Genomic DNA, 25323 nt, shown 5'->3' with positions numbered 1-25323 from the left:
ATTAATTTTCAATCCCAATTCACGTAATAAATTGCCCTTACAAAAACCGTATTTGGCTGACAATTGACTTTAAAATATATAATTTTGCGAGGCACAATCAGGGAATATACAATTGAGGTCTAGAAAAACACTCTCTAATTTATTGAACAACAGATATCTGCTCATTATTCGTAATGAGGAGAATCTTGCCGAGAAAACTACGTTCAATTTTACATACGCAAAGCTAATAGTTTTTATTTTATCCCTGTTTATCATTTTCTTAATAATAAGCCTTTACGTGGCTTCAACCATACTGGCTCAGTGGCTGGATCCCAGACATAGCCAGTTAGAAGTAAACAGGCAGCTTTTTGAACTTACCCTGCAGGTGGATTCACTAGCTGAGGAAGTAAGAGAGAAAGATCGGTTTATTGCAAATTTTCAACAGATCGTAGAAGGGAATGTACCTGACGGCAGCGCTGACTCCATGTACCTTAGTCAGGAGGAAATGCAGGATTTTAATAAAGATGTTGAGATTACATCACTTGCTGCTATTGATTCGCAATTTAGAAAAGAGCTTGAAAACGAGAACTTTACGATGACTGCGGTCAACCGCTCAGGTGCGGGAATACTACAGGAGGGGTTCTTTTTCAGCCCCATTAGTGGGATTGTCTCATCCGCCTTCAATGGTAAGATCGGCCATTTCGGCATCGACGTGGTGGCAAAAAGTAATGAACCTGTAAAATCTGTAATGGATGGTACCGTTATCTTCTCATCCTGGACCCAGGACGGGGGTAATGTCATTGCGGTGCAGCACAGGAATAATCTGGTCTCAGTTTATAAGCATAACTCTGCCCTTTTAAAAAAGGCAGGGAACTTTGTTAACGCCGGAGAAATTATTTCCGTAATTGGGAATACCGGGGAGTTAACCACGGGGCCTCATTTACATTTTGAACTTTGGTATAACGGTAATCCGGTCGATCCGGAAGAATTCGTTTCATTCTAAACAGTGTGTTATGTTTAATAAAGAAGAAAAAAAGGCAGTCGAGCAACTGACCAACTCCAGCAACACTATTGGGAAGGGTACCACCATCACAGGTGATGTGGAGACTTTCGGCAATATCCGGATCGATGGAAAGATTGTGGGCAATATAAAAACCAAATCAAAGGTGGTTCTGGGTCCTTCCAGTGAGATCGATGGGAATATACTTGCACAAAATGCGGAAATAGAAGGTGAAGTAAAGGGGAAGATTGAAGTAAGCGAGTTACTTATACTGAAGCCTTCTGCTGTGATCCATGGAGACATTATGACAAACAAGCTGGTAGTAGAGGCCGGTGCAGTCTTTAATGGCGGTAGTAAAATGGGGATAACCACTAAAGAAATACGCATAGGAGATAATGAAGGATCATCAAAAAATACCTTCAAAAAAGAAACCAAGTCAGCCTAACGAGTACCTCAAGTACACCGGCCTGGCCTTTCAGTTATTCGGGGTAATAGCCGTATTCACTTACATTGGCTATCTCATAGACGAAAAGCTAATGGGAGGGAAAACGATTTTCCTTATTGTTTTCATGCTGTTAGGCACATTTGGCAGCCTTTACCAACTATACCGGAGCTTACCAAAATGAAAAATCAGTTTCTTGGTATTGTCTTAAAAAACATAGCTGTGCCAGGCTTAGTCCTGGCACTTTTTGTTTATCTATCAGGGCTAACCTTACTACAAGAGTATGTTCATCGGCATGCTTTTTTGCTCATGGGCCTCTTTTCTCTGGCATCTTTATTTACGCTTTTCTTGAATTACCGTGCGATCACAGGACCTGACGAAAAATCGGTAAGCAGAATGATATTTGTTAATGTGCTGCGGATAATTGTCATATTTGGACTGGCCGCAACCTTTATACTTGCAGGGGTAGAAGAGCAAAGGTTGTTCATCTTTAATTTTTTGATCCTCTATTTGTTCTTTCTTGTTTTTGAAATCAATGCAGTTATATCTAAATTGCGCCGAAATTTAAATAGGGGCGATTAATGAGCACTATTCAAGGTAAAAAATCGGGCATTACCCGTTTTATCCTACTTGTCATCACTGTGATTTTCGTTGCCATCGGCCAGCCAGCTTCGGCATTTTCCGATACGGCCGAAGATGCACCAACTGCGGAGGAAAGTCCTACCGGCTTTATTCTACATCACATTAAGGATTCGCACAACTGGCATTTTGCTACTGTGGGACACACCCATATTACGTTACCATTGCCCGTAATTCTTTACAGTGCAGAGAAAGGTCTTGATGTTTTTATGAGCTCAAATTTCTACGATGAGCACCATAACTTGCAGCCTTACAGGGGCTACATTTATGACGAACATCACGACCATATTTATATTAAGGGCAATGAAGAAGCCAGTCTCTATGATTTCAGTATCACAAAGAACGTAGCGCAGCTTTTCATTACTCTTATCATTCTGGCATTCATTTTCCTAAGTATTGCCAGTAAGTACAAAAAGAATCCTAAGACTGCTCCTAGTGGCATGCAAAGCCTGTTTGAGCCTATAATTATTTTTGTGCGTGATGAGATTGTAAAGCCTAATATTGGCCCTAAGAAGTATGAGCGGTTTATGCCCTATCTGCTGACCCTCTTCTTCTTTATCTGGTTTGCTAACCTGCTGGGGCTTTTCCCTGGAGCTGCTAACCTTACAGGAAATATTGCCGTGACTTTCACACTGGCTGTTATTACATTCCTGGCTACGAACTTCAATGGGAATAAGGAATATTGGAAGCATATTTTTGCGACCCCGGGCGTGCCCAAGCCTGTTCTTTTGATCCTAGTTCCTGTAGAATTTATTGGATTATTTACGAAGCCATTCGCTTTGATGATTCGTCTCTTCGTATCTATCACGGCTGGTCACATTGTGATCCTGAGTATAATAGCTCTGGGCTTTATCTTTAGCTCCTATGCAATAGGTATCACAGGCAGTTTGCTGGTGATCTTTATCAATATTATCGAATTACTTGTGGCCACCATTCAGGCCTATGTATTTACCTTGTTTACATCAATGTACATTGGTTCTGCTGTGGCAGAGCATGAGCATGATGTAGCACATTAATTTGTATTAACTGTAATCTTAATAAATAAGTCTTATGTTACTGACTTTATTACTTACTGCTGGGTATGCTCTTATGGGCGCAGGTATCGGAGCTGGAATTGTAGCTATCGGTGCTGGTATCGGTATTGGTCGCATCGGTGGCCAGGCTATGGAGGGAATTGCCCGCCAGCCTGAAGCCGGTGGTCGTATTCAGACAGCCATGCTGATCATCGCTGCCCTTATTGAGGTAATTGCCCTCTTTGGTGTGGTAGTTTGTCTGCTTATTGCAACAAGCGACGCAATCACATTCTAAATTGCTTAAGCTTCGGGTCACTGCGATGGGCAGGTCCCGAAGCTTTATTTTAGACCTTTATTAAGAATCGAGATATATGGATCTGTTAACCCCCGGATTAGGTCTTATTTTCTGGCAACTGGTTGGTTTCCTCGGCCTTCTTTTCCTTTTGGGAAAATTTGCATGGAAACCCATACTCGGAGCCCTGAAAGAACGCGAGCAGTCTATTGAGAGTGCGCTTGCTTCAGCAGAAAGTGCTAAACTCGAAATGCAACAGCTCAAAGCGGATAACGAAAAGCTTCTGGATGAAGCCCGTGCTGAAAGAGACAAGATCCTGCACCAGGCTAAAGAGGCTGCAAAAGCTATTGAAGAGGAAGCACAGGCTAATGCTTCGAAAAGAGCTGACAAGATCATCAGTGATGCTGAGGCGTCTATTGAGACTAAGAAAGCCGCAGCTCTTGCCGACATTAAAAACCAGGTAGCAGACCTGTCGCTACAAATCACTGAAAAGTTGCTTCGTCAGAAGCTGGCTTCTGATCAGGAACAGAGAGCCCTGGTAGAAGAATATTTAAAAGACGTAAAAGTTAACTGATCCGCTTCCAATGTCAGATATTAGAGTTGCTTCCCGTTACGCCAAATCCATACTGGAACTTTCTGTAGAAAGAGGCCTGCTGGAAGATATTCATAAGGACATGCGGTTGTTTTCCGGTGTGGTTAAAGATAGCAGAGATTTCGAACTGCTGTTGAAAAACCCTGTCGTTCCCCCTTCAAAAAAGCTTAGCATTTTAAAGAGTATTTTCGAAGGAAAAGTCAACAACCTGACGCTTCAGTTTTTTGAGATTATTACCAGGAAGAGCAGGGAGTCATTTCTTCCGCTAATCGCTAAAGAGTTTAGAAACCAATATAATATCCATAAAGGAATTCAGAGAGCTGAGGTTATCACAACCTTTCCACTTTCCGAGGAACTTCGGACTGAGTTTTTAACTCTTATTAAGAAAGAAACTGGTAAAGAGATCGAACTGAAAGAAAAAGTAGACCCTGCTATTTTAGGTGGGTTTATCTTGAAAATAGGTGATCGTCAAATAGACGATAGTGTAAGTTCTAAGCTTAAAGAACTTCGCTATAAGTTAACTGACGACTCATACGTGAAAAAAGTATTTTAAGGGCAACCGTCCCTCCAATTAGTATAGTACATAATTTCGTTTGAATAATGGCAGACGTAAGACCTGACGAGGTTTCAGCAATATTAAGAGAGCAGCTTAGCAACTTCAAGACTGAAGCTGAGCTCGAAGAAGTAGGCACCGTACTGCAGGTAGGTGACGGTGTGGCGCGTATCTATGGACTTTCACAGGCTCAGGCCGGTGAACTTCTTGAGTTTGATAGCGGTGTAAACGCCCTTGTACTTAACCTTGAAGAAGATAATGTAGGTGCGGTAATTCTTGGTGAGTCTTCTGAAATTAAAGAAGGAGATTCAGTAAAAAGAACCGGACGTATCGCTTCTGTAAAAGTAGGTGAAGGCATGGTGGGACGAGTAGTTGATACGCTTGGTAACCCCATCGATGGTAAAGGCCCTCTTGCTGGTGAGCTATACGAGATGCCTCTTGAGCGTAAAGCACCTGGCGTAATCTATCGTCAGCCTGTAAATGAGCCCCTTCAAACTGGTATCAAAGCTATTGACTCGATGATTCCTATCGGTAGGGGTCAGCGTGAGCTTATCATTGGTGACCGCCAGACTGGTAAAACGGCTGTTGCGATCGATACCATTCTTAACCAGAAAGAATTTTACGAAAAGGGAGAGCCTGTTTTCTGTATTTATGTAGCCATTGGACAGAAAGCTTCTACTGTAGCAAACATTGTTGCAGCCCTTGAAAAGGGTGGTGCAATGGATTACACGGTGGTTGTATCTGCAGCGGCATCTGATCCTGCTCCTATGCAGTTCTTTGCGCCATTTACCGGTGCATCTATAGGAGAGTTCTTCCGTGATACCGGTCGTCCTGCACTGGTGGTCTATGATGACTTATCCAAGCAGGCTGTAGCTTACCGTGAAGTATCCCTTCTGCTTCGTCGCCCTCCGGGACGTGAGGCCTACCCTGGTGATGTATTCTATCTTCACTCTCGCCTCCTTGAGCGTGCTGCAAAGGTTATTAACTCTGACGATATCGCTGCTCAGATGAACGACCTTCCCGAAAGTCTTCGTCCAATCGTTAAAGGTGGTGGCTCACTTACTGCCCTCCCTATTATCGAGACTCAGGCTGGTGACGTTTCAGCGTATATCCCTACCAACGTAATTTCTATTACTGACGGCCAGATCTTCCTTGAGACTAACCTCTTCAACTCGGGTATCCGTCCTGCGATTAACGTAGGTATCTCGGTATCCCGTGTAGGTGGTTCCGCTCAGATCAAGTCAATGAAGAAGGTAGCTGGTACGCTAAAACTGGATCAGGCTCAGTTCCGTGAACTTGAAGCTTTTGCTAAGTTTGGTTCTGACCTTGACCCTACTACTCAGCGTACGATTGACAGAGGTAGAAGAAACCAGGAAATCCTGAAGCAGCCTCAATACTCTCCTGTATCTGTAGAAGAGCAGGTGGCTATTATTTATGCTTCTACTAAAGGCTTTATTGATAAAGTGCCTGTAGGTCGTGTTAAAGAATTCGAAGCCGAATTCCTTGACCTGCTTCGCGCACAGCATGCGAGCACACTTGAGGGCTTACGTACTGGCAAACTTACCGATGAGATAACCGGTACCCTTGAGACAGTAGCTAAAGACCTGGCTAAGAAATACTAATTATTGCTAACCAAGTGCACCGGATTTCTGTCCGGTGCCTGTTCTATATAACATGGCAAACCTTAAGGAAGTAAAAAGCAGAATTCAGTCAGTCTCTTCGACTCAGCAGATCACCAAAGCAATGAAGATGGTCGCCGCTGCTAAGCTTAGAAGAGCCCAGGATAACATCATTCAGATGCGTCCTTACGCTGAAAAGCTATCTGCTATTCTGCAAAACGTTTCTGCCTCTGTTGGTGAGGGTGCCGATTCTAATGAATATGGCGAGGAAAGAGAGCCTAAAAAGGTACTAATTATAGCAGTATCTTCCGATAAGGGTCTCTGTGGTGCATTTAATGCCAATATTAATCGACGTATTACGCAGCTTGCTTCTGAGCGATACGCCAGCCAGCGTTCGCAGGGTAATCTTTACATTCTGCCGGTGGGCAAGAAAGTTTATGATTTCATTAAAAGAAGGGACTTTCAAGTAATTGAAACCTACAAGGACACCTTCTCTAACCTGAGCTTCGACTCGTCACGTGAAATTGCAGAGTATGCTATGGAAGGATTCAAAAAAGGTGAATTTGACCGTGTGGAGCTCCTGTTCAATGAATTCAAGAATGTGGCGACACAGATCGTTCGTACAGAGCAGTGGTTACCCATTCCTAAGGCTGAGCATACAGAAGATGCCGTTTCTACTACAAAGGTAGACTATATCTACGAGCCTAGTAAAGAGTATATCATCAGAGAGTTGATACCCACCTCTTTGAAAATTCAACTTTACAAGGCATTGCTTGAATCTAATGCCTCTGAACATGGAGCTCGTATGACCGCCATGGATAAGGCAACTGATAATGCCGGTGAGCTTTTAAAAGACCTCAAGCTTATGTATAACCGTACGCGCCAGGCTGCTATCACAAATGAAATTCTTGAGATCGTGGCTGGCGCTGAGGCGCTTGGTAGTAACTAAGAATCTAATACGTTAGAAAATTGAAAAGCCCGTCCGAATGACGGGCTTTTTTCATATATAGGTATTGTGGAAAGGGTATACGCGTACATACGAATACTTAGCCTCGATGTGGTGGCAGGGGCTTTATTTTCAGCATTAGCCATAGCCCGCCTTATGAAGGTAAGGCTTTCACTACCGACAGTGTTAGCTCTGTGTCTTGCCGTATGGGTAGTTTATACATTTGATCACCTTATCGATGCACATAAAATCTCTCATATAGCCCACACGCCAAGGCATAGATTTCATCAGAAGTATTGGAAAAGCTTGGCAGCTATTTTGGTCTTTCTTTCTCTGGTGGGTGTAGGGTTGATGTTTATTATGCCGTTCAGAACTATACTGGTTGGCTTGATAGTATCTTCTGTAACGCTAGTTTACTTCCTTGCTTTGCGTTTATTTAATGTGCAAAGTGCTTTTCAAAAGGAGCTTTTTATTTCCCTTGTATATGTGATGGGTGTTTTTACAGGTCCGCTCAGTCAATTTGAAGGGCAAATTTTGCCATACCACTTCCTGTTATTTTTTGAATATCTGCTTCTGGCATTTACTAACCTGGTTCTTTTTGCTTGGTATGAGCAGGCTTCGGATATGGCAGATGGCCATAGCTCACTCGTATTAAAGGTAGGTTTAAAGGGTACACATGCATTACTCCGTTCTCTTTATATTCTTTGCTCCGTTACAGTAATCGCTGGCCTGCTTATCTGGTCATTGGGTAGCCTTCAATGGCATTTTCAATGGATTATGTTTAGCATGTTGGTTTGTTTGCTCATTCCATATCTGTTACCTGGTTTTTTTAATAAGAATGAAAGATACAGGGTTATTGGTGACGGTGCATTTTTGTTACCGGGGTTACTTTTGCTGATATGAACTTCGATAGTACTGCCTCATGGTATGATTGGCTCGTATCGATAGTTTACGGAAGCAGAGTCACTGCTGCACAGCAACATCTTATATCAGGTTTATGGCCTGGGGCCAGCGTCTTGGTGGTAGGTGGCGGCACAGGCAGGTTCCTGCCGGAATTGATAGCAAGGAAGCCTTCCGCAATAACCTACCTCGAGGCTTCTGCTTCTATGCTGGCAAAGGCCAAAAGAAACACAACTGCCACGGGTCTGATAGAGTGGGTTCATGGAGATGAGGAGTGGCTGGGTAAAGGCATACAGTACGATGCCATCCTTACATTTCATCTATTCTCTAATTACCCCCCTTCGGACGCTACCCTTATCTGGGCGAGATTGAACGCCCTCCTAAAACCAACTGGGTACTGGTTATACACTGATTTTATAGCTAGTGTGCAACAAAACCTCTGGCAGAGGCTGTACACGGGAGTTATGTTCTGGCTATTCAGATTAGTTGCCGGGGTACAGGGAAGTAAAATTACCGGTATGCGCAGGGTGTTTACGACCAACGGATACTGGGAGCGAAATAGCAAATTTTTCTATAAAGGGTTTATAGAGGCTATCACTTATCAGAAAGCTTCTGACTAAGCAATTTTGCGCCGTATATCTGCTTTTAAAAGCTTACTGATATCATTTACCTCTTCTTTATCTTGTCCGCTCTTGACGGCAACCCGTAGGGCTTTGAGCCCTTTAACGCCTTGCAGTTCCTCCAGTTCGTGATATTCAACCTCTTTCTCAAGGTATTTTTTTGATACAAGGTAATCTATATACTTATTATAGTCCTCCGCTTCTTTACTTTGGCTGTAGACGATGGCTATCTGACCGGGTTGGGTCAGGCGTTCGTTAGTTCCTTTAATAAAGGCTTTGTCTATACGCTTTTTAACTATCTCATAGCGAATGTTATAGGCACCATCTACGTCAAATTTCTTTTCATCCTGACGAAAACGAATAGATATTGGCGCACTGTTAAGCAGGATTAGATGAGTATTATCTAAAGGAAGTGGCAAGTCACTTTTGATCTTTTCTGACTGTCTGGCTATTTCTGCAGTAATCATTAGCTGCCACAGCCGAAAGTTTTCCAGGTATATGGGGTGGAACTTTCTGCTTTTCACTAGTGACTGGCCGATGTACATGTTGTATTCCACCCCATCGGTTTTATACTTCTCAAAATAATGAGGAAAGATTTTCTGAGCCTCACGTTCCACCTCGTCCATGTAGTTAGAGATCATGGTATTTATAGAGGTTAAACTATCTTCAAACTCCTTCCTGCGGTTATAAACCATTCCTACTGATGGGTCTATGTGGCCCTGATAATACTCTACCGCTTTACCCAGTTCATGGCTTGATTCATTTATATGGCTAAAAAGCGGGTTCAATTCCTTGTGAAGAAATTCGTGAATGTTATACTCATCACCAGATACTAACCCGGGCTTTATTTTCCTGATTTTTTTATTAATCCTGTGCATATACTCATCCAGTATAGGCCAGTGATTAGCCTTGTGTGCCTGTTGTAGCACGTCATTAGCCAGATTCAGGTTATGGATGAGGTCATCCTGTATAGCCCTGTTGCGCTCAAGTGAACTATTACGGATATCGGATAACCCATACATTGGATAGACATTATGGAAAACAATATTCCCAAAGTCGGCATCCTGTTGAGACCCTTTATTCTTGTAGGCTTTTATGGCTTCGTCAGTGAACCTCCACTCCACCGTAGGATGGATATTGGTGAACTGTTCTTTAATGATTACCTGAATTTTATTACGGATCTCCTCAGCACTTCTCCTCATTGCTACAGCAAAGAGAGGTAGGAGCTCTTTAAGCTTGTGTAAGGTGAAGCTGTTGAACTGATTTTCCACCTGAGCCCCCAGCTCAAGGACGCCAATGAGTTCTCCTTCGTACTGCAGGGGAGCTACGAGCAGACTTTTTATCCCGTTGCTAATGAGGCGCTCTTCTACAAGGTTCTGGTCCGTGCAGGATTTGAGGGATTTAAGGATCATAGGCTTGCGCTCAGAAATGACCTTTTCGTAGATACTTCCGGAAAAATGGCAACAAGCCATTTCTGTGTCCTGCTGAAGCGCCAGGCTCTTCCAAAGTTGTTCCTTGTAGTTGGCTACCGTATCCCGGCTGGGATTAAACCCTCCAAGACCAAGCTGAAGCGAAGGAATCTTAAAGTAATTACGCAGCTTGACTTCAAGTTCATGAAATTTTTTAGTGCTCAGATTATAGCTATTCTCAAGGAGGTCATATTTCAGGGAACTGATTACCTCCTGTTCGGTAACGTCAATTAGTGTAATGATCACAAAGCCATGAAATTCGAATGCCTCAGGAGGAAGCTTTTCTTTCCAGGCCTCCAGGTCATCAAGGTTACTTAGTAACTCCTCAATGTCATTTTCACTAAGCGCAGGAGGATTCTCGGCAATTACCTCACAAAACTTTTCATTATGCTGTAAACGAAAGCACCGGGTGAGACCGGTTTCTTCATCTTCTTTGTGAATAATAATAGGGAAGTCGAAGTTTACCTCATAGTTATAAATCTCCTTAAGAATAATAAAATAAGCAGTAAGTGTTTTATTGTGAATAATCTCATCCAGATTGATGTTGCGTAGGTCTGTTGGAAAAATTTCCCTTGCCCCCAAAATCCCTTCGGCTACAGGGTTAGCATAGATATGTTTGAACTGAAAGGGTACCATCGCAAGACTGGCATCACGGCTGTTCTTGTAAGGGGAGAACAGTACGGACATCATGGTCTCAATAAATTCCCGATGCTCATCTATCATGTCGGGAGTTTCGATAATATTTTTAAAATGGGGGTAAGCCTCCAGTTTCACCATTAGCTCTTTACCCAGACTACCCATAGGTGAGCCTGGGTTTTTTGATTCATTCTCCCAGTATTGAATCAGAGGTTTGAAGCTTAGCTTCGATTTGAACGGAAAATTATCCAACATCATCTGCTTTCCCTTAATTATGTAAGGTTTATACGTGTTACTGTAACGAATAGTTTTGGGTAGAAAAGACCTGACAGATCTACTTTATACCACAAATGATACTTGTGCGTAGTTGCGGCAAACTAAAAAAGGTGGCCATATGACCACCTTTTTGATATAAAATTATGTAAGTTCTTATCTCCAATTAATTCCACTCATGGTTCTATATCTGGCTTTGATAAAGGTAAAAATACCATAGCCAATAAGTCCGATAGCGATGAGAGCCATCAACCAGGGTCCATAGGAAGTGCTCTGAAGGTAACCAAATGCTTCTTGCGTGCCCCCTGCCTGGCTAGGATTAGCTTGTAGAGCAGCCTTCACAAACATATATCCCACAATCAGTAGAATCACTCCACGACTGTAATACCCGAGTCTGCCCCACTTAGTAAAAAGACGTTTTTTATCGGCACTGATTGATGACTGTTGTACTTTCTTTTTAAAAGATCCTGTATAGGCTTTAATAATTTGCCTTACGCCCTTAACAATAAAGAAGAGAGCTACAATACCTACCAGCCACTGGCCGAAGGGTTGTGATAATAATTTAGCCACCAGAGTTTCTCTGGATCCACCGGATCCTCCTCCGCCAGTTTTAACGATAAGCCTTACCGCATAATAGGATAAGAAGCCATACATAATACCACTAACAAGGTATCCCAAACGTTTGGCAATTCCTTTAGCATCAGAACCTTCATTTTCTGTATCTCTGGATGCCTGTACAAACCTCCAAACAGCATAAGCTAAAAGGCCTAATGCCAGGATGCCAAGAAGTATACTACCTCCGGGCACCCCGTCGATAAATTTAAATACGGTCATTTTACCGGCCTTCTGACCACCATAATTAAAGGCAGCGGCTACTGTTAAGCCTCCAATCATTACATAAACCGCTCCCTTTGCGATATACCCGAATCGGGCAAAATTCTCTACCCATTTATCATCAGGTGATGGGGCAGCGTGACTTATTGATGCCATATGTTAAAAAAGTTTAGATTTTAGACTAGTATTAAAAAATGTCAATAGCCAGAAAGCCATTAAACTGTATCCTTAACAATGCGTGGTCGACCTTTGTTACTGAAAACGAGAACTTTGAACTGAAGTCTACAAACCACGATACTTATAATATGAAGACACAAAGACGATCTACTTTTAAAACCTTATTTTCTTTCTTTATTCTATCAATCGCTCTCTTTCTATCCTCCTGTGGAGAGGATAAAAGTGATGAGAAGGATACAGAGAATGAGATTGAGGTGTCTGCTATGCCTGAAAACGCAAGAGTGCTTTTTGAAAATGACTTTTTAAAAGTTGTGACAGTAAGGTTACAATCGGGAGAAAGAATGCCTGATATGGGTAATCAGGATTATGTCATCTACCAGCCACTGGATATAGAAAATATATATGCAGGAGAATCATCTGCCCAGGCAGATTCTGCCGGGGAACAGATAAAAGGTTATACGGCCCCTAACTACAATGCAGAATTAATTGCCGACTCAACAGAAACCATTGAGTGGGAACCTGGTAAGATGTATTCTTCTTCAGGCTTTCAGATGAATGATTCTAATATGGAAGCAAATTATCTTCTCATCTGGAACCTGAAAAACCCCGACATGAATGGCGAGGCTGAAACCATGCATAACAATGACGAAGAAAAGTCCGGTGAGTCAGGAAAAATGTATCAGATTCTGGGAAGTGACAAAGGCGTTACCCTCGAAGAAATATATATCCCTGAAGGTGATACACTCATGAGAGAAGAAAGAGCTCCGAGGGCCTTATTCTATATTACCTCTAATACATACCATTATATATCACCTGACCAGAGCAGAAGAAATGTTTCAAATGAGCGCGGTCAGGTAGAATGGCATGAAACTGCCCGCGCCTCCCTGATAAATTCCGGACCTACTCCTGCCAAGATATTAGTTATTAAACCTTCGGGAGCAGTAGCTACCATGCAGTAGCAGAAACCTTTTAGTTGCCAAAGGGCAGGCGGTCGAGGTCCACATTACCACCAGTAAGAATGATCCCCACCCTCTGCCCTTTATGTTTTTCTTTCTGTTGAATGAGAGCAGCAAGAGGCACAGCGCAACTTGGTTCTACAATTATCTTCATCCTCTCCCAAATCAACCTCATTGCATCTATTATTTCATTATCCGAGACAGTGACGATCTCTTCCACGTGGGTATGAATAATCGAAAACGTTTTGTCTCCTAGTGAGGTAAGTAATCCATCGGCAATGGTATCGGGGTTTTCCATAGGAATAAGCTTACCTGCATGTAGGCTTCGATAAGCATCATCTGCTCCTTTGGGCTCAGCTCCTGATACCTTACAATTTTCACCAAAGTAAGCCACTGCCAGTGCACTGCCTCCCAATAGCCCGCCACCCCCTACAGGGGTCATAATCCTGTCGAGTCCTTCAGTCTGTTCCAATAACTCCACCGCACTGGTGGCTTGCCCTGTTATGACATGGTCATTATTAAATGGGTGAATGAATGTAGCTCCCGTATCATTCATTACCTGCTTTACGGTATCCTCACGGGCCTGCAGGGTAGGTGTACAAGGGATAACCTTGGCCCCATAACCTTCCACCGCCTTTCGTTTAACATTAGGAGCGTTTTCCGGCATAACGATATAGGCCTGAATATTTCTGAGAGTGGCTGCGTATGCTATAGCCTGTGCGTGGTTTCCGCTGCTATGTGTGGCCACACCTGCTTTGGCCTCTTGTTCATTTAGTTGAAGTACAGCATTAACAGCGCCCCTGGCTTTGAAGGCACCTATCTTTTGAAAGTTCTCGCACTTAAAAAAAACCTCGGCCCCCGTGATGGCATTGATAGTACTGTTTGTCAGTACAGGGGTACGATGCACATAGGGCTTAATACGCTGATGCGCTTCCCGGATGGTACCTGCAGAAATGGTAGCGTGAATGAGGCTCATGATGTGGCGAAAAGCTTAGATGGGTCTTTAAAGGACTTAAACTCCAGGGCATTTCCGGAGGGATCCATAAAGAACATAGTAGCCTGCTCGCCAGGTTGACCTTCAAATCGGGTATGAGGCTTTATGACAAAATCAGTACCCACCTCTTTCATTTTATCCGCAAGCTTATGCCAGTCCTCCCATGGCAGCACAGCACCAAAATGCCTGACCGGCACACTATCACCATCTACCTCATTTGTGAGGGCGTTTTTCAGTTCTTCAGGTTTAAGGTGGGCCGTAATCTGATGCCCGAAAAAGTCAAAATCTATCCAGCTATCGCTGCGGCGTCCGATCTTACAACCAATCAGGTTTTTATAGAATTCTTCGGTGGCTTCCAGGTTTTTTACTGGGAATGCAAGGTGAAAGGGTATATCCATGTGGTTAGTTTTAAGCAAAAATAGCAGAGGTTTCTAAAATACCTGAGATTGCAATCCTTTAGTTTATCAGTTACTTTTCGCATATGGGTCAAAAGGTATCATTAGTATTGAGTAGTGGCGGAGCCAGGGGGCTCGCCCATATTGGAGTAATAGAGGCGCTGGAGGATCACGGATTTGAAATAGTTTCGGTAGCCGGCGCTTCTATGGGGGCAATTGTAGGGGGAGCATACGCTGCAGGTAAATTTCCGGAGTTTAAGGAATGGATGCTGGGACTTGACAAAATGGAGGTGTTCAAACTTATAGACTTTACCGTGTCCCTTAAGGGGTTTATTAGAGGGGACAGGGTGTTCCGTGAATTCAGTAAGATACTGCCGGACTGCGCCATTGAAGACCTGCCGGTAAGCTTTACGGCTCTGGCCGCAGACCTGCAAAAGCAAGAGGAGGTAGTATTTGATAAAGGTAGTCTGCACAAGGCTCTTAGAGCAAGTATTGCGATACCCACCGTGCTCACACCCGTGTTTTGGGATGATAAAGAACTGGTAGACGGTGGTATCCTGAATCCTATTCCGATGACCCATGTGAAAAGGCACTATGGTGACCGGTTGGTGGTTGCTAATGTAAACGCAATTATGCCCTACCAACGTATTAGCATTGATGAGGTTGCAAGCGAGCCTCCTTCACCTTCTGCCACAGCTATGATGTACAATAAGCTTTCACTGGAAGACACGAGGTTGAATGCTTTTTTACAAAAGTGGAGGAAGCTGTTACCCTCTCCCGGCCAAAAAAGCCCGATACAAAAACTAGGGTTTTTTGAAGTGGTTACACGCTCTATTGACCTCATGCAGGACAGAATAAGTTCCTTGCAAATGGAGTTGAGTAAACCAGACATGCTCATCAACTTTTCCCGCCAGGCTTGTACGACTTTCGAGTTTTATCGCGCAAAAGAAATGATAGAAGAGGGGCGCTGTGTGGCAGAAAAGGCGATTGAGGCATATTTAGAAAAGAAGGATCAATGAACTATACCGAGCTTAACCATGAACTGGGTAATATTGACATATACCTGCTGGATGCTATACTTAAAGGCTACTTCCCCCAAGGCACTAAATTACTCGATGCAGGATGTGGAGAGGGACGTAACCTGTTTTATTTCCTTAAGAACGGGTACGAATGCTACGGTACGGATGTGAACGAAAGCGCTTTGCGTATGCTTCGTTTTCAGATAAATAGCGTGGCTCCCGGATATCCTACGGACAGGTTTACTTCGGGAGACCTTACTCAACTCCCATATCAGGATGCGGCCTTCGATGCTGTCCTCTGTATAGCGGTTCTCCATTTTGCAGAAAACGAAGAGCATTTCCGGAAAATGTTTTCCGAACTGGTGCGTGTTTTGAGGCCTGCGGGTAGATTACTCATTCGCATGACAGATAATACCGCTATGGATAAGGCTGAGCACATCGGGGAAGGTAAGTATTCGCTGCCAGATGGAAGTATCCGGTTTCTGATGACTCCCAAACTACTCTCCGAATTGATTGATACATACTCCCTTAACTTTGCTGAGCCTGGTAAATCGCTGGTGGTGTCTGGCATGCGAAGTATGAATATTCTAATGCTCGCGAAATAATAAGAGCAGGCAGGTAATTGGGCTACAGACTGTAGCGACTGTTAGATTATTTTGTTAATTTAAGATATACCATCTAATCTAACCCTAAACACTATGGAAGTTATTTCCACTACAGTAAATGAACAGGTCCATTACGCCGGCTTCGGGCGTAGGCTCGTGGCTTTTATCCTCGATAGTTTTATATTATCTATCCCCTACAGCATAGTAGGATCTGTGTTCGGGCTGGGTTTTGTAGGTGTATTTCAAAATCCTGATCGCTATTCAGGCGAAGCTCAAACGACAATAATAGCCAGTGGAATTATTCTGTATGCGGTATTATATGTTGTTGGGCTGCTGTACTATGCCCTGATGGAAAGTAGCCCCCGGCAAGCCACCATCGGGAAGCTTGCTTTAGACATAAAGGTAATGGATATGCAGGGGAACCGGCTGACGTTTGGAAAAGCTCTCGGGCGTAACCTCGCTAAACTTATTTCAGGCATGATCTTCTATATCGGCTATATCATGGCGGCGTTTACAGAAAAAAAGCAGGGGCTCCACGATATCGTCGCTAACGTGCTGGTAGTCAAAAATTAAGCAAATAATATATGCATCTGTGGATACTGGTGGCACAGTGCCCTTTTTTTGTCTTTTTTGTAAAATAGAAGTAATTTAAAACCCTGTACGCCTTAGGTCGTTGTACTTAAAATCATTCGCTATGATAGAGCATTTTTTTACCTGCCCCAATTGCATGACTAGGGTATCCTCTACCGTTGATCCCGACCAAAGGAAGCAAAACTTCACCGAAGATTGTGAATACTGCAACCATCCGGTGAGTATACGGCTGGAAATAGAAGGGGTAGACATCCTCTGGTTTGATGCTATTTGCTGCGAGGAAGAAGTATAATTATCTTCCCACAAAAAATGATATGCATATTGACCTTTCAGGCCAGGTAATTTTAGTTACCGGTGCATCACGAGGCATAGGTAAGGCTATTGCCACCCAATTGGTGCGTTCCGGTGCCTCAGTTGCATTGCATTATAATCGTAGTGCCGATCCGGCGAAGGCCCTTGCTAGCGATCTCGGATCTGCTGCCTGGACAGTGGCTGGTAATCTGGAAGACCCGCAGCAGGCTGCCTCCCTTGTAGAAAAAACCATTGATCGTTTCGGTAAACTCACAGGTGTTGTCAATAATGCAGGTATTGCCCTGTCATCTGCTATTGATAAAGCCGATCAGGAATATCTGGAAGACTGGCAACGTACCCATAGGGTTAATGTAGACTCACTCGCATTGATCTGCAAAAAGGCGCTCGAATATTTCATAAACCATGGGGGAGGTCGCATAGTGAACATTAGTAGTCGTGCCGCCTTCAGAGGAGATACACCCGACTACATGGCCTATGCTGCCAGTAAAGGAGCAGTAGTGGCACTTACCCGTTCCATTGCCAGGGGCTTTGGCAAAAAAGGTGTGAAGGCCTTCATTGTAGCGCCAGGATTTACACGGACCGATATGGCCCAGGACTTTATAGACCAATATGGGGAGGGCTTTGCACTGGATGACATCGCGCTTGATACGCTGACAGAGCCAAAAGATCTCGCCCCCCTGGTCACCCTCTTGCTCTCCGGACTATCTGACCACAGTACGGGAGCCACTATAGATGTAAATGCCGGCAGTTACGTCCATTGACCCATGACCATTACGCAGCTCGAATATATAATTGCCGTTGACACCCATCGCCATTTTGCTAAGGCGGCAGAGGCTTCATTTGTGACCCAGCCAACGCTGAGCATGCAAATTCAAAAGCTGGAACAGGAACTCGGCGTAACCATATTTGATCGCAGCCGGCAGCCAGTGGTACCTACCGATATTGGCAGGCGGGTAATACTTCAAGCCCGCCAGATAGTCAATGAGTCCAGAAAGATCAGGGAAATTATAGAAGATGAGAAGAAAGAGGTGGCAGGCGAGTTGAGGTTAGGCATAATTCCCACGCTGGCGCCTTACCTGCTTCCACTTTTCATAGGTAGTTTTATAGAAAAGTATCCGGGAGTGACCCTCCAGGTGGAGGAATTGCTTACTGAGCAGGTACTTATGCGCCTTAAGCAAGACCAGATAGATATTGGCCTCATCGTTACACCATCCAATGACCCTGGCGTATTAGAGCAGCCGGTCTTTTACGAAGAGTTTTATGCCTACCTATCACCCAGGCACCCCCTATACAGGCAAGAGACCCTCAAAGCAGATGAGATTGATGTGGAGGATGTGTGGTTACTAAATGAAGGACATTGCTTTCGTGAGCAGGTACTCAATATTTGTGGAAGACAGGGAGTAGGAAGCCATGGTAACTTCCGATACCAAAGCGGATCACTGGAAGCCCTGAGAAAAATAGTAGACAGGCAAGGGGGCTTTACCCTGCTGCCGGAACTGGCCAGTATGGAACTGGGCGAAGAGTCTAAAAGTAAAGTGAGGCCATTCGCCGAGCCCAGACCTGTAAGAGAGGTGAGCCTTGTAATGCACAGGAGCTTTCTGAAAAGAAAACTCGTAGAGGCTCTCAGGCACGAGATAATAGATAATTTACCCCCCCTTGTAAGGCAGAAGACTGGTAATACGAATACGGTAAAGTGGAGATAAACCTGCCAATACATGGCGTCTTTAAGGCAAGTACCCTATATTCATAGGCTTTTAAACTAAATGTATTACCAAAATTTATTAATTGTGAAAAAGAAAATTGCACTAGACTCTCTCAAAGTAAAAAGCTTTGTAACCAAGATAGAGAACAGCAACAGAATCATTGGTGCCAGCCTACCTTGTTCAGACTCTCCTTTATGCAATGAAACCTTTGCCGAGAGGATAGACTAAGGGTACCTGGCCGGTAACTATAAAATTACAGTCAATCATCTACCCTGAGTGAAAAAGCCTCAGATCACATTACTGGCTTTATTGATCGTTTAATAAACAAAAGGCTCACCACTACCGGCGAGCCTTTTGTATACATTCCAAAAAGAAGTGCTTAATTAATGCTCTTTGTGAGTCCTGTGACAATACCTGCCAGCCTGACTGCATCAAATATCCGCTCAGGGGTACAATCGAGCTTTAGCAGAGAGGCCTCATGAGCGCGAACACACATCTCACAGCCATTCACAGCAGATATAGCCGTGCTTACCAGCTCAAAAAATTCTTTACCGGTTACCGGCTTCATCATTATACCCATTTTAATCTTCACCGGCTGGTTTTGATAGGTATCGCTATCCATAAAGTGCTTAAAACGATAAACCACATTATTGGTGGCCAGAAGAGATGCACAAGCGTGCATTTCGGCTACCTCTGCCTCAGTAGCTCCCTCCTCCCTGGCAAGCCTGGAGAAAGAATTTGTTAATGCAGGGTGTCGTTCATTAATAGCAATAGCTAGGGCAATCAATAGTCCTTCCTTTCTGGAGAGGGTCCCTGTCTCCAGGTTATTTCTCAGATTTACACGAAGGTCTTTGATCTGCTTCGAGCCAGCCAGTTCCATTATTTCAAGCAAGGGCTGGTCGTTTTCCAGTGCCAGGTCCTGCTTATAGTCCTCTGTTATTTCTAGTGTTGCTTCCATTACAATTCCGGTATGTGATCAGACAGCAATTGTTTCTTCGCCTTTTTCCCAGTTGCAGGGGCATAGTTCATCTGTTTGCAGCGCATCCAGTACACGAAGTACTTCTTCTACATTACGCCCTACATTAAGGTCGTATGCAGACACCCAACGTATTATCCCCTCCGGATCTATGATAAAAGTGGCCCGGTAAGCTACTTTTTCGTGCGCTTCAAGTATGCCAAGGTCTTCAGCCAGACTTTTATTCGTATCCGCAAGCATAGGGAACTTAAGGCCGCGAAGGTCTTCGTGGTCTTTACGCCAGGCCAGATGAACAAATTCGGAATCTGTACTGGCACCTACCAGCATAGCATCGCGGTCACGGAACTCCTCGTAGCTTTTATTGAATTCGGCTATTTCCGTAGGACATACGAATGTAAAGTCCTTTGGCCACCAGAACATTACCATCCACTGATCTTTCTTTTGGTGGTCCTCATGGCTTAGGGTGGCAAACTCCTTTCCGTTTTCCAGACTCACTACCGATGTCTTTTCGAACTCAGGAAATTTATTACCAATTGAAAGAATGCGTTGACTCATAATCAGATATTATTTTCTCGTTTATATGCCCCAAAGGTGAGGGCTATACGGCTATAATTCAAATCGATTATATACAACGCCTCATTGATAAAAACTATTAAGTGTCCGCAGTTGATCGTTTTCCGTACACATCAATTTATTAGAATATGCCTTTAAAGGGTGTATAGAGCTAATTCCTATACGGTACAGCTTTTGTCGGTGTATTGATATGAATAAACAATACCTGATCGTCGCGTGGCGCTACCTCAGGCAACACCGGCTGTATTTTTTGATTAATGTGATGGGCCTTACCGTGGGAGTGACAGTGAGCCTTGTGCTCATGCTGCATGTCCTCGATGAGGCATTTTATAATCGTAACCTCCCAACTAAAGGAGATATTTACCAGGCCGTATACAGGGTTAGTCTGAATCAGCGCTCCTATTCCTTTGGAGAGACCTCACACTCTCTGAAGCCTTATGTAGATACCACACGTCTGGCAATGATGACATTGGCTACCGGCAGCCAGCCTGTAAAAGATGAAAATGATAGAGTATGGATGGCCACGGATCGGCCCATTTCTCAATTTTTCAATCTGGAGGTTATCGAAGGGCATCTTGAAACGCCCTGGGAAAAGGAAGGATATGTAATTATATCAGATCGATTTGCCAGTCGGCTATTTAGAGAAGGCCCTTATGTGGGACGTAAGTTTCAGTATCAGGACAAAGCCTTCATTGTAGCGGCTGTAGTAAAGGATTTACCTTACAACAATACTGTATTTTTTGACGTGTTAGGGGCTTTCCACAGTAGCTTGCCCGTAGGCCCGAATCATCAAACTCTGGTAATGGAAAAGACCACTGGCCAGGGGACTGGAATATGTGACCAGATCAGCCACCCCTCAATACCATGGATAGACCAAATGGGCTTGGCAAGTTCAGTATACCTGGTTCCGTATGAAGAAACTTTCGAACATAGCGGTATCATCGGAAACCCATCAGGAATTTGGCAGGGCCTGCCTCCACTGGTGATCTGGGGTGTGGCATTAGTCGTTATTTTACTTGTAACAGGTAATTATACAGCCTTGTCAACGGTTCAAAACTATAGTCGCTATCCTGAAACCGGCTTAAGAAAAATGCTGGGAGCCTCCCGCCTTCAGGTGGCAGGACAGTTTATGGCAGAAAGCTTCCTGTTGGTCTCACTGGCGGTAGTGTTCGCACTAATTATCACAGACCAGCTTTTACCTTTCTTTAACAGCCTTACGGGGAAAGCCATTTCGCTCAGAGGAGAGTGGTCCTATTATCAATGGACAGGAATCCTCGGCGTAAGCATCATCACCCTTTTATGTACGGTCATTTTACCATCCGTTCAGTTAGCTAATATCCCTTCCCTATTTGCCATGGCGCGAGTAAGAAAAAGTACACATGGCTACAACATACTACGCAAATGGTGGGCGGGTAGCCAGGTGGGCATTCTCTGGCTCTTGCTGTTCCTGGCATATATGGCGCTGCGCGCCGATGTCAATCCTGCTAGCACTGACCTGGCCTTTTCATCATCAGACACCGTCCTGGCTTCAGGTAAATCCCACTTGCCGCAGCGTAATACTGTTAATGACAATACATGGGATAATGCAATAGCGTTACAGGGTCAATTACCTTTATTAAAAAAGCAGGGGCCTGTTATGGACTTGGTAGCTGTCCTCATATGCATGTCCATAGCATGGGCCATGATTTGTATTTGGGCGCTGATAGGGCTCGCTACTTATGAGAGGCACCGTAATGCATTATCTATTAAAATAAAAAAACTTGCCGGAGCCAGTGCCCGCCAGCTGGCATTAGATACGGAGAAAAGGTATATTTATTTAACCCTGATGGCAATCCTCTTTATGCTGCCACCGGCATACGCAGCTATCCAGTTCTGGCTTCCGGAGGTGGTTTCTGCTACAGCCGGAAGCGCCCGGCCCCTGCCTGCTGTGTGGGGCTGGGTTACATCGATCGTACTTTGCCTGATTATTGCCACTACTATACCACTGCTTCCAGTCTACCCCGGATTACGGGGTAAATCCGCCGGAAACGTGTAATTCAGAGGGAGACCATTTATCAGGGTGTCTTTGTCTTAGAGTGGATGTTTTTCACTCATTGCATGTTACCCTCATATGGCTAAACGTCCGCGTATACGATTCTTAACGAAGGTGGCTATTATGGCCACTTCTCTGATGCTTTGTGTACTACAGGTATACCCGCAAAGTCCAGGGCTGCGTTTCGTCACCCCTCGCAAAAAACTTACCCTGCCTTTTGAGATGTATAATAACCTTATTGTGGTGCCTATACTTCTCAATAATCAGATCCCCCTGAAATTTATTGTAGACACCGGCGTAAAAACCACCATTCTAACAGATAAGGCATACTCAGACCTCCTCAACGTGGATTATTCCCGCAAACTAACTATTGCGGGGCTCGGTCGTAACTCACAGGTAGAGGCCTATGTAGCCAATAACCTCACCGTATCCATGCCCGGAGTGGTAGGTACAGGGCAGGCTTTTCTGGTTCTGGAAGAGGACTATCTGCAGCTCAGGAAAAATCTTGGGGCCGTAGTACATGGCATTATCGGGTTTGAGCTTTTCCGCAGGTTTGTGGTCAAGATCGACTACCAGAATCGTGAGCTGACTCTGTATGATCCCACCAGGTTTTCTCCCCCCAGGAGGTATAAGGAAATAGACATCATGCTCGATAGCTACAAGCCCCTGGTCTACGCCGACCTCAAAACCCGCGATACCACCGTAAATAACCAGCGCTACCTGATTGACACCGGTGCCAGCCTGTCTCTGATGATCAAAAAAGACTCCTTCAGTGGAGTTAACGTGCCGGAAAAAAACGTAGAGAGGCTTATCGGTCAAGGGCTTGGCGGTCAGCTTCACGGCCATGTAGGCCGGGTGGAGGAAATCGATTGGGATGGCTACCGACTAAAAGAGCCTATTGCTTCATTTCCTGAACCGGATCCGGGGGCCGAGGTGGTTTTCTTCAGAGACCGGGAAGGCACCATCGGCGGAGAGATACTGAGCCGGTTCACGGTTATTATGGACTATCATAACAGAAAGATGTACCTGAAAAAAAACCGGAAGTTTAGAGACCCTTTTGAATTTAACATGGCAGGTTTCGACATTATGGCCGATGGCGTGAACCTGGATAAGTTCTATGTGTCTGAAGTAATAGCCAATACCCCGGCCCAGGAAGCAGGTATCAAAAGAGGTGACCGGATTATGCGCCTCAATGGCCGCCAGGCCTACAACTACGAATTGCGGGAGATAATTGAGATTATTACCCGGAAGCCAGGTAAAAAGATCAAAATGGAGCTTATGCGATCTGATGGCTCCAAGTACAGAGTTAAGTTCAGGTTAGAGAGAATACTCTAAGCCCTGCTGTTCATTTTGTCCAAGTGAAAACACCTTCCTCCCTCACTAATTTATATCTTTGAACCCACTTTAACCTTCAATTTCCTTAGAATGGACACCTATCTAAAAACTACAGAAGATGTATACCGGAAGGCTGCTCTTACGCCAGACGTAGGCTTATGCTGCACCACTACACCACTGTGGAAGCTTCCCGGCCTCAGTATCCCGTCTATTATGCAGGAAATGAATTATGGTTGTGGCAGTACCGTCCACCCCCGCGATCTCAGCGGGGAGCCCAGCGTTCTCTATGTTGGCGTGGGTGGCGGAATGGAGCTATTGCAGTTTGCCTATTTCAGCCGTAAATCCGGCGCGGTGGTAGGAGTAGATCCCGTTCAGGAAATGCTTGAGGCAAGCCGGAAAAACATGGTACAGGCAGAACAGGAAAATGCCTGGTTCAATCGTAATTTTGTCGACTTACGTAAAGGAAATGCCCTTGAACTACCATTAGATGATGGCACAATAGACGTAGCAGCACAGAATTGCCTGTTTAATATCTTTACTAAAGAAGACCTCAAACGTGCCCTTTCTGAAATGTACCGGGTATTAAAGCCCCACGGTCGCCTTGTGTTATCAGACCCGATATGTGACCAGGGTATACCCGATAATTTGCAGCAGGACGAAACCCTCAGAGCCTTGTGTCTGAGCGGATCTCTTCCGTTACAAGATTATCTCGATCTCATCACAGGTGCAGGCTTTGGCACGGTGGAAGTTCGCGCCCGAAGGCCCTACCGGATACTTTCACCCGGCCGCTATGATACTACTGAAAACATACTGATCGAGAGTGTGGAAGTCTGTGCCATAAAAGACCCAATGCCAGAGGATGGTCCTTGTGTATTCACCGGCAGATCAGCTACCTATTTTGGTGGTGAGGAATATTTTGATGACGGTAAAGGTCACACCCTACTGTACAATCAACCACTGGCCGTTTGTGACAAAACAGCCGCCGCCCTTTCCGGCTTAGGAAAAGAAGATATTTTTATCTCCCCCTCTACCTGGTTTTACGATGGGGGAGGGTGTTGCTGAAAAATATAAATGCGCCTCCCCCGGGAAGCGCATTCAAAATCCAAAATCTGTAAACGAGGGGTAATTTTCAGGAGACCCTGGCAGGTTCCCGTTTCGGCATTAGGTGCCGGGTTATATTCTCAATCGCCAAACCAAGTCGGGTTTTGCGTTTTTTGATCAGGCGCTTCATTAGTCGTTTGTTCACCCGGTAGGTTCTTATTAATAATGCCTGAGTTTTTTTCAGCCTCATTGCATTCAGTATCGAACGCACCAGTTTTTCAGGAGAAAGGTCATCCTTCAGCAAATACTCCTGTATGCCATTTGTAGCCACCAGCCGGTAATTACTGGTTTTTAATATAGCAAAAGAGGCATTATTGGTCCGCTTACGGTTCGCTACCTTATGCACCATCCGCTCTATTTCATTTTTATCAAAAGAGTCGTCGATAATAATACAGTCAGGCCGGTTTTGACTGGCTTTTTCGATGGTTTCAGGAAGACTAAAAGCCGTTATTAGCTTGATCTGCCTGTCTTTTACTTTCCTTATAGTGTCATACACCTTGCTCATTTCCAGGGGGTTGTTGCTTATGAGTAAGACGCATAATTTGGATGGGGGAGAAAAAATATTCTCAGAAAAAGTAGAGGTTGTTACCGTCATTCAATTAAAAAAGATTCCTAAAAAATAATAACGCACTCTCCCGCCAGGAAGAGCCAGCCATTTTAATTTACATATACTTTAGAGACAATGTACAAAGGGTTACCCCCTAATCAGTCCCTTACGCCAATTACTATTCAGACACAGGTACTTTG

At 44.4% G+C, this 25323-nt stretch carries 30 protein-coding genes; 23 read left to right on the top strand and 7 right to left on the bottom strand.

All coding sequences use genetic code 11. The features are described from left to right. The first annotated feature begins 277 nt into the window (after positions 1-277). From AB9P05_RS08125 to AB9P05_RS08070, 12 genes are all read left to right on the top strand, one after another. Entirely contained in the window at positions 278-982 is a 705-nt protein-coding gene (locus AB9P05_RS08125) for a M23 family metallopeptidase (RefSeq protein ID WP_371908323.1), read from the top strand. A 10-nt stretch (positions 983-992) separates the two neighbouring features. Further along, a complete protein-coding gene (locus AB9P05_RS08120) occupies positions 993-1424 on the top strand; it encodes a polymer-forming cytoskeletal protein (protein WP_371908322.1) in 432 nt (143 codons plus the stop codon). Further along, entirely contained in the window at positions 1375-1605 is a 231-nt protein-coding gene (locus AB9P05_RS08115) for an AtpZ/AtpI family protein (RefSeq protein WP_371908321.1), read from the top strand. Before AB9P05_RS08120 ends, AB9P05_RS08115 begins: the two co-directional genes overlap by 50 nt. Further along, entirely contained in the window at positions 1602-2003 is a 402-nt protein-coding gene (locus AB9P05_RS08110; protein WP_371908320.1) for a hypothetical protein, read from the top strand. The genes AB9P05_RS08115 and AB9P05_RS08110 overlap by 4 nt, the downstream gene beginning before the upstream one ends. Further along, the gene (gene atpB, locus AB9P05_RS08105) at positions 2003-3076 is read left to right on the top strand and encodes a F0F1 ATP synthase subunit A (protein ID WP_371908319.1); all 1074 of its coding nucleotides are present in this window, start codon (positions 2003-2005) and stop codon (positions 3074-3076) included. Before AB9P05_RS08110 ends, atpB begins: the two co-directional genes overlap by 1 nt. Before the next feature lie 34 nt (positions 3077-3110). After that, positions 3111-3368, top strand: a complete 258-nt coding sequence (gene atpE / locus AB9P05_RS08100; protein WP_371908318.1) for an ATP synthase F0 subunit C — start codon at positions 3111-3113, stop codon at positions 3366-3368. Positions 3369-3444: 76 nt separating this feature from the next. Beyond that, positions 3445-3939 carry a F0F1 ATP synthase subunit B gene (locus AB9P05_RS08095; protein WP_371908317.1) on the top strand — a complete coding sequence of 165 codons (495 nt, stop codon included), beginning with the start codon at positions 3445-3447 and terminating at the stop codon, positions 3937-3939. A 10-nt stretch (positions 3940-3949) separates the two neighbouring features. Then, the gene (gene atpH / locus AB9P05_RS08090; RefSeq protein WP_371908316.1) at positions 3950-4510 is read left to right on the top strand and encodes an ATP synthase F1 subunit delta; all 561 of its coding nucleotides are present in this window, start codon (positions 3950-3952) and stop codon (positions 4508-4510) included. A gap of 47 nt (positions 4511-4557) precedes the next feature. Beyond that, positions 4558-6132, top strand: coding sequence for a F0F1 ATP synthase subunit alpha (gene atpA, locus AB9P05_RS08085; RefSeq protein ID WP_371908315.1), 1575 nt, complete (start codon positions 4558-4560; stop codon positions 6130-6132). Between the two features lie 52 nt (positions 6133-6184). After that, complete coding sequence (atpG, locus tag AB9P05_RS08080; RefSeq protein ID WP_371908314.1) at positions 6185-7078, top strand: ATP synthase F1 subunit gamma; 894 nt, start codon at positions 6185-6187, stop codon at positions 7076-7078. Between the two features lie 108 nt (positions 7079-7186). Continuing rightward, entirely contained in the window at positions 7187-7978 is a 792-nt protein-coding gene (locus tag AB9P05_RS08075; protein ID WP_371908313.1) for a hypothetical protein, read from the top strand. Further along, the gene (locus AB9P05_RS08070; RefSeq protein ID WP_371908312.1) at positions 7975-8595 is read left to right on the top strand and encodes a class I SAM-dependent methyltransferase; all 621 of its coding nucleotides are present in this window, start codon (positions 7975-7977) and stop codon (positions 8593-8595) included. Before AB9P05_RS08075 ends, AB9P05_RS08070 begins: the two co-directional genes overlap by 4 nt. Here the strand turns inward: AB9P05_RS08070 and AB9P05_RS08065 are convergent. Together AB9P05_RS08065 and AB9P05_RS08060 are read right to left on the bottom strand one after the other, a co-directional pair. Further along, a complete protein-coding gene (locus AB9P05_RS08065; protein ID WP_371908311.1) occupies positions 8592-10958 on the bottom strand; it encodes a GAF domain-containing protein in 2367 nt (788 codons plus the stop codon). The genes AB9P05_RS08070 and AB9P05_RS08065 overlap by 4 nt on opposite strands. Positions 10959-11129: 171 nt before the next feature. Then, on the bottom strand, positions 11130-11963 hold the full coding sequence (locus AB9P05_RS08060; protein ID WP_371908310.1) for a DUF1206 domain-containing protein: 834 nt from the start codon (positions 11961-11963) through the stop codon (positions 11130-11132). Between the two features lie 38 nt (positions 11964-12001). On the opposite strand from AB9P05_RS08060, the gene AB9P05_RS08055 reads away from it, so the two are divergent. Next, positions 12002-12943, top strand: coding sequence for a hypothetical protein (locus tag AB9P05_RS08055; RefSeq protein WP_371908309.1), 942 nt, complete (start codon positions 12002-12004; stop codon positions 12941-12943). Between the two features lie 10 nt (positions 12944-12953). Here the strand turns inward: AB9P05_RS08055 and AB9P05_RS08050 are convergent, their stop codons facing one another. Beyond that, positions 12954-13916 carry a pyridoxal-phosphate dependent enzyme gene (locus AB9P05_RS08050; protein ID WP_371908308.1) on the bottom strand — a complete coding sequence of 321 codons (963 nt, stop codon included), beginning with the start codon at positions 13914-13916 and terminating at the stop codon, positions 12954-12956. Continuing rightward, positions 13913-14332, bottom strand: a complete 420-nt coding sequence (locus AB9P05_RS08045) for a VOC family protein (RefSeq protein WP_371908307.1) — start codon at positions 14330-14332, stop codon at positions 13913-13915. Before AB9P05_RS08045 ends, AB9P05_RS08050 begins: the two co-directional genes overlap by 4 nt. A gap of 83 nt (positions 14333-14415) precedes the next feature. On the opposite strand from AB9P05_RS08045, the gene AB9P05_RS08040 reads away from it, so the two are divergent. The 7 genes from AB9P05_RS08040 (at position 14416) to AB9P05_RS08010 (ending at position 18787) form a co-directional block, all read left to right on the top strand. Beyond that, entirely contained in the window at positions 14416-15348 is a 933-nt protein-coding gene (locus AB9P05_RS08040; protein WP_371908306.1) for a patatin-like phospholipase family protein, read from the top strand. Continuing rightward, a complete protein-coding gene (locus AB9P05_RS08035; protein WP_371908305.1) occupies positions 15345-15953 on the top strand; it encodes a class I SAM-dependent methyltransferase in 609 nt (202 codons plus the stop codon). Before AB9P05_RS08040 ends, AB9P05_RS08035 begins: the two co-directional genes overlap by 4 nt. 93 nt (positions 15954-16046) lie before the next feature. After that, positions 16047-16526, top strand: coding sequence for an RDD family protein (locus AB9P05_RS08030; RefSeq protein WP_371908304.1), 480 nt, complete (start codon positions 16047-16049; stop codon positions 16524-16526). A 121-nt stretch (positions 16527-16647) separates the two neighbouring features. Then, positions 16648-16836, top strand: coding sequence for a CPXCG motif-containing cysteine-rich protein (locus AB9P05_RS08025; RefSeq protein ID WP_371908303.1), 189 nt, complete (start codon positions 16648-16650; stop codon positions 16834-16836). Between the two features lie 22 nt (positions 16837-16858). Beyond that, positions 16859-17617, top strand: a complete 759-nt coding sequence (locus AB9P05_RS08020) for an SDR family NAD(P)-dependent oxidoreductase (RefSeq protein WP_371908302.1) — start codon at positions 16859-16861, stop codon at positions 17615-17617. 3 nt (positions 17618-17620) lie between these two features. Then, a complete protein-coding gene (locus tag AB9P05_RS08015) occupies positions 17621-18559 on the top strand; it encodes a LysR substrate-binding domain-containing protein (protein WP_371908301.1) in 939 nt (312 codons plus the stop codon). A gap of 84 nt (positions 18560-18643) precedes the next feature. Then, positions 18644-18787 (top strand): pinensin family lanthipeptide, encoded by a 144-nt coding sequence (locus AB9P05_RS08010; protein WP_371908300.1) that lies wholly within the window; start codon positions 18644-18646, stop codon positions 18785-18787. Positions 18788-18938: 151 nt separating this feature from the next. On the opposite strand, the gene AB9P05_RS08005 is transcribed toward AB9P05_RS08010, so the two are convergent. Next, complete coding sequence (locus tag AB9P05_RS08005) at positions 18939-19517, bottom strand: carboxymuconolactone decarboxylase family protein (RefSeq protein WP_371908299.1); 579 nt, start codon at positions 19515-19517, stop codon at positions 18939-18941. 18 nt (positions 19518-19535) lie between these two features. Next, a complete protein-coding gene (locus tag AB9P05_RS08000) occupies positions 19536-20090 on the bottom strand; it encodes a peroxiredoxin (RefSeq protein WP_371908298.1) in 555 nt (184 codons plus the stop codon). Positions 20091-20298: 208 nt separating this feature from the next. Between AB9P05_RS08000 and AB9P05_RS07995 the strand changes: the two genes are divergently transcribed. The 3 genes from AB9P05_RS07995 to arsM all read left to right on the top strand — a co-directional run bounded on the left by AB9P05_RS07995 (position 20299) and on the right by arsM (position 24537). After that, on the top strand, positions 20299-22143 hold the full coding sequence (locus AB9P05_RS07995) for an ABC transporter permease (RefSeq protein ID WP_371908297.1): 1845 nt from the start codon (positions 20299-20301) through the stop codon (positions 22141-22143). 75 nt (positions 22144-22218) lie between these two features. Then, positions 22219-23475, top strand: a complete 1257-nt coding sequence (locus tag AB9P05_RS07990; protein ID WP_371908296.1) for an aspartyl protease family protein — start codon at positions 22219-22221, stop codon at positions 23473-23475. A gap of 90 nt (positions 23476-23565) precedes the next feature. Beyond that, the gene (arsM, locus tag AB9P05_RS07985; protein ID WP_371908295.1) at positions 23566-24537 is read left to right on the top strand and encodes an arsenosugar biosynthesis arsenite methyltransferase ArsM; all 972 of its coding nucleotides are present in this window, start codon (positions 23566-23568) and stop codon (positions 24535-24537) included. 67 nt (positions 24538-24604) lie between these two features. Here arsM and AB9P05_RS07980 read toward each other — a convergent pair whose 3' ends face one another. Beyond that, on the bottom strand, positions 24605-25081 hold the full coding sequence (locus AB9P05_RS07980) for a hypothetical protein (RefSeq protein ID WP_371908294.1): 477 nt from the start codon (positions 25079-25081) through the stop codon (positions 24605-24607). Positions 25082-25323 lie beyond the last annotated feature (242 nt).

The organism is Roseivirga sp. BDSF3-8 (assembly GCF_041449215.1).
Classification (GTDB): domain Bacteria; phylum Bacteroidota; class Bacteroidia; order Cytophagales; family Cyclobacteriaceae; genus JBGNFV01.
The sequence above is the reverse complement of the archived record's forward strand: the minus strand, read 5'-3'. Positions and strand labels throughout refer to the sequence as shown.

Coding starts and splice junctions, on each gene's coding strand:
- AB9P05_RS08120 (WP_371908322.1), top strand. CDS start 993: ATGTTTAATAAAGAAGAAAAAAAGGCAGTCGAGCAACTGACCAACTCC.
- AB9P05_RS08115 (WP_371908321.1), top strand. CDS start 1,375: ATGAAGGATCATCAAAAAATACCTTCAAAAAAGAAACCAAGTCAGCCT.
- AB9P05_RS08110 (WP_371908320.1), top strand. CDS start 1,602: ATGAAAAATCAGTTTCTTGGTATTGTCTTAAAAAACATAGCTGTGCCA.
- atpB (WP_371908319.1), top strand. CDS start 2,003: ATGAGCACTATTCAAGGTAAAAAATCGGGCATTACCCGTTTTATCCTA.
- atpE (WP_371908318.1), top strand. CDS start 3,111: ATGTTACTGACTTTATTACTTACTGCTGGGTATGCTCTTATGGGCGCA.
- AB9P05_RS08095 (WP_371908317.1), top strand. CDS start 3,445: ATGGATCTGTTAACCCCCGGATTAGGTCTTATTTTCTGGCAACTGGTT.
- atpH (WP_371908316.1), top strand. CDS start 3,950: ATGTCAGATATTAGAGTTGCTTCCCGTTACGCCAAATCCATACTGGAA.
- atpA (WP_371908315.1), top strand. CDS start 4,558: ATGGCAGACGTAAGACCTGACGAGGTTTCAGCAATATTAAGAGAGCAG.
- atpG (WP_371908314.1), top strand. CDS start 6,185: ATGGCAAACCTTAAGGAAGTAAAAAGCAGAATTCAGTCAGTCTCTTCG.
- AB9P05_RS08070 (WP_371908312.1), top strand. CDS start 7,975: ATGAACTTCGATAGTACTGCCTCATGGTATGATTGGCTCGTATCGATA.
- AB9P05_RS08065 (WP_371908311.1), bottom strand. CDS start 10,958: ATGATGTTGGATAATTTTCCGTTCAAATCGAAGCTAAGCTTCAAACCT.
- AB9P05_RS08060 (WP_371908310.1), bottom strand. CDS start 11,963: ATGGCATCAATAAGTCACGCTGCCCCATCACCTGATGATAAATGGGTA.
- AB9P05_RS08055 (WP_371908309.1), top strand. CDS start 12,002: ATGTCAATAGCCAGAAAGCCATTAAACTGTATCCTTAACAATGCGTGG.
- AB9P05_RS08050 (WP_371908308.1), bottom strand. CDS start 13,916: ATGAGCCTCATTCACGCTACCATTTCTGCAGGTACCATCCGGGAAGCG.
- AB9P05_RS08045 (WP_371908307.1), bottom strand. CDS start 14,332: ATGGATATACCCTTTCACCTTGCATTCCCAGTAAAAAACCTGGAAGCC.
- AB9P05_RS08040 (WP_371908306.1), top strand. CDS start 14,416: ATGGGTCAAAAGGTATCATTAGTATTGAGTAGTGGCGGAGCCAGGGGG.
- AB9P05_RS08035 (WP_371908305.1), top strand. CDS start 15,345: ATGAACTATACCGAGCTTAACCATGAACTGGGTAATATTGACATATAC.
- AB9P05_RS08030 (WP_371908304.1), top strand. CDS start 16,047: ATGGAAGTTATTTCCACTACAGTAAATGAACAGGTCCATTACGCCGGC.
- AB9P05_RS08025 (WP_371908303.1), top strand. CDS start 16,648: ATGATAGAGCATTTTTTTACCTGCCCCAATTGCATGACTAGGGTATCC.
- AB9P05_RS08020 (WP_371908302.1), top strand. CDS start 16,859: ATGCATATTGACCTTTCAGGCCAGGTAATTTTAGTTACCGGTGCATCA.
- AB9P05_RS08015 (WP_371908301.1), top strand. CDS start 17,621: ATGACCATTACGCAGCTCGAATATATAATTGCCGTTGACACCCATCGC.
- AB9P05_RS08005 (WP_371908299.1), bottom strand. CDS start 19,517: ATGGAAGCAACACTAGAAATAACAGAGGACTATAAGCAGGACCTGGCA.
- AB9P05_RS08000 (WP_371908298.1), bottom strand. CDS start 20,090: ATGAGTCAACGCATTCTTTCAATTGGTAATAAATTTCCTGAGTTCGAA.
- AB9P05_RS07995 (WP_371908297.1), top strand. CDS start 20,299: ATGAATAAACAATACCTGATCGTCGCGTGGCGCTACCTCAGGCAACAC.
- AB9P05_RS07990 (WP_371908296.1), top strand. CDS start 22,219: ATGGCTAAACGTCCGCGTATACGATTCTTAACGAAGGTGGCTATTATG.
- arsM (WP_371908295.1), top strand. CDS start 23,566: ATGGACACCTATCTAAAAACTACAGAAGATGTATACCGGAAGGCTGCT.
- AB9P05_RS07980 (WP_371908294.1), bottom strand. CDS start 25,081: ATGAGCAAGGTGTATGACACTATAAGGAAAGTAAAAGACAGGCAGATC.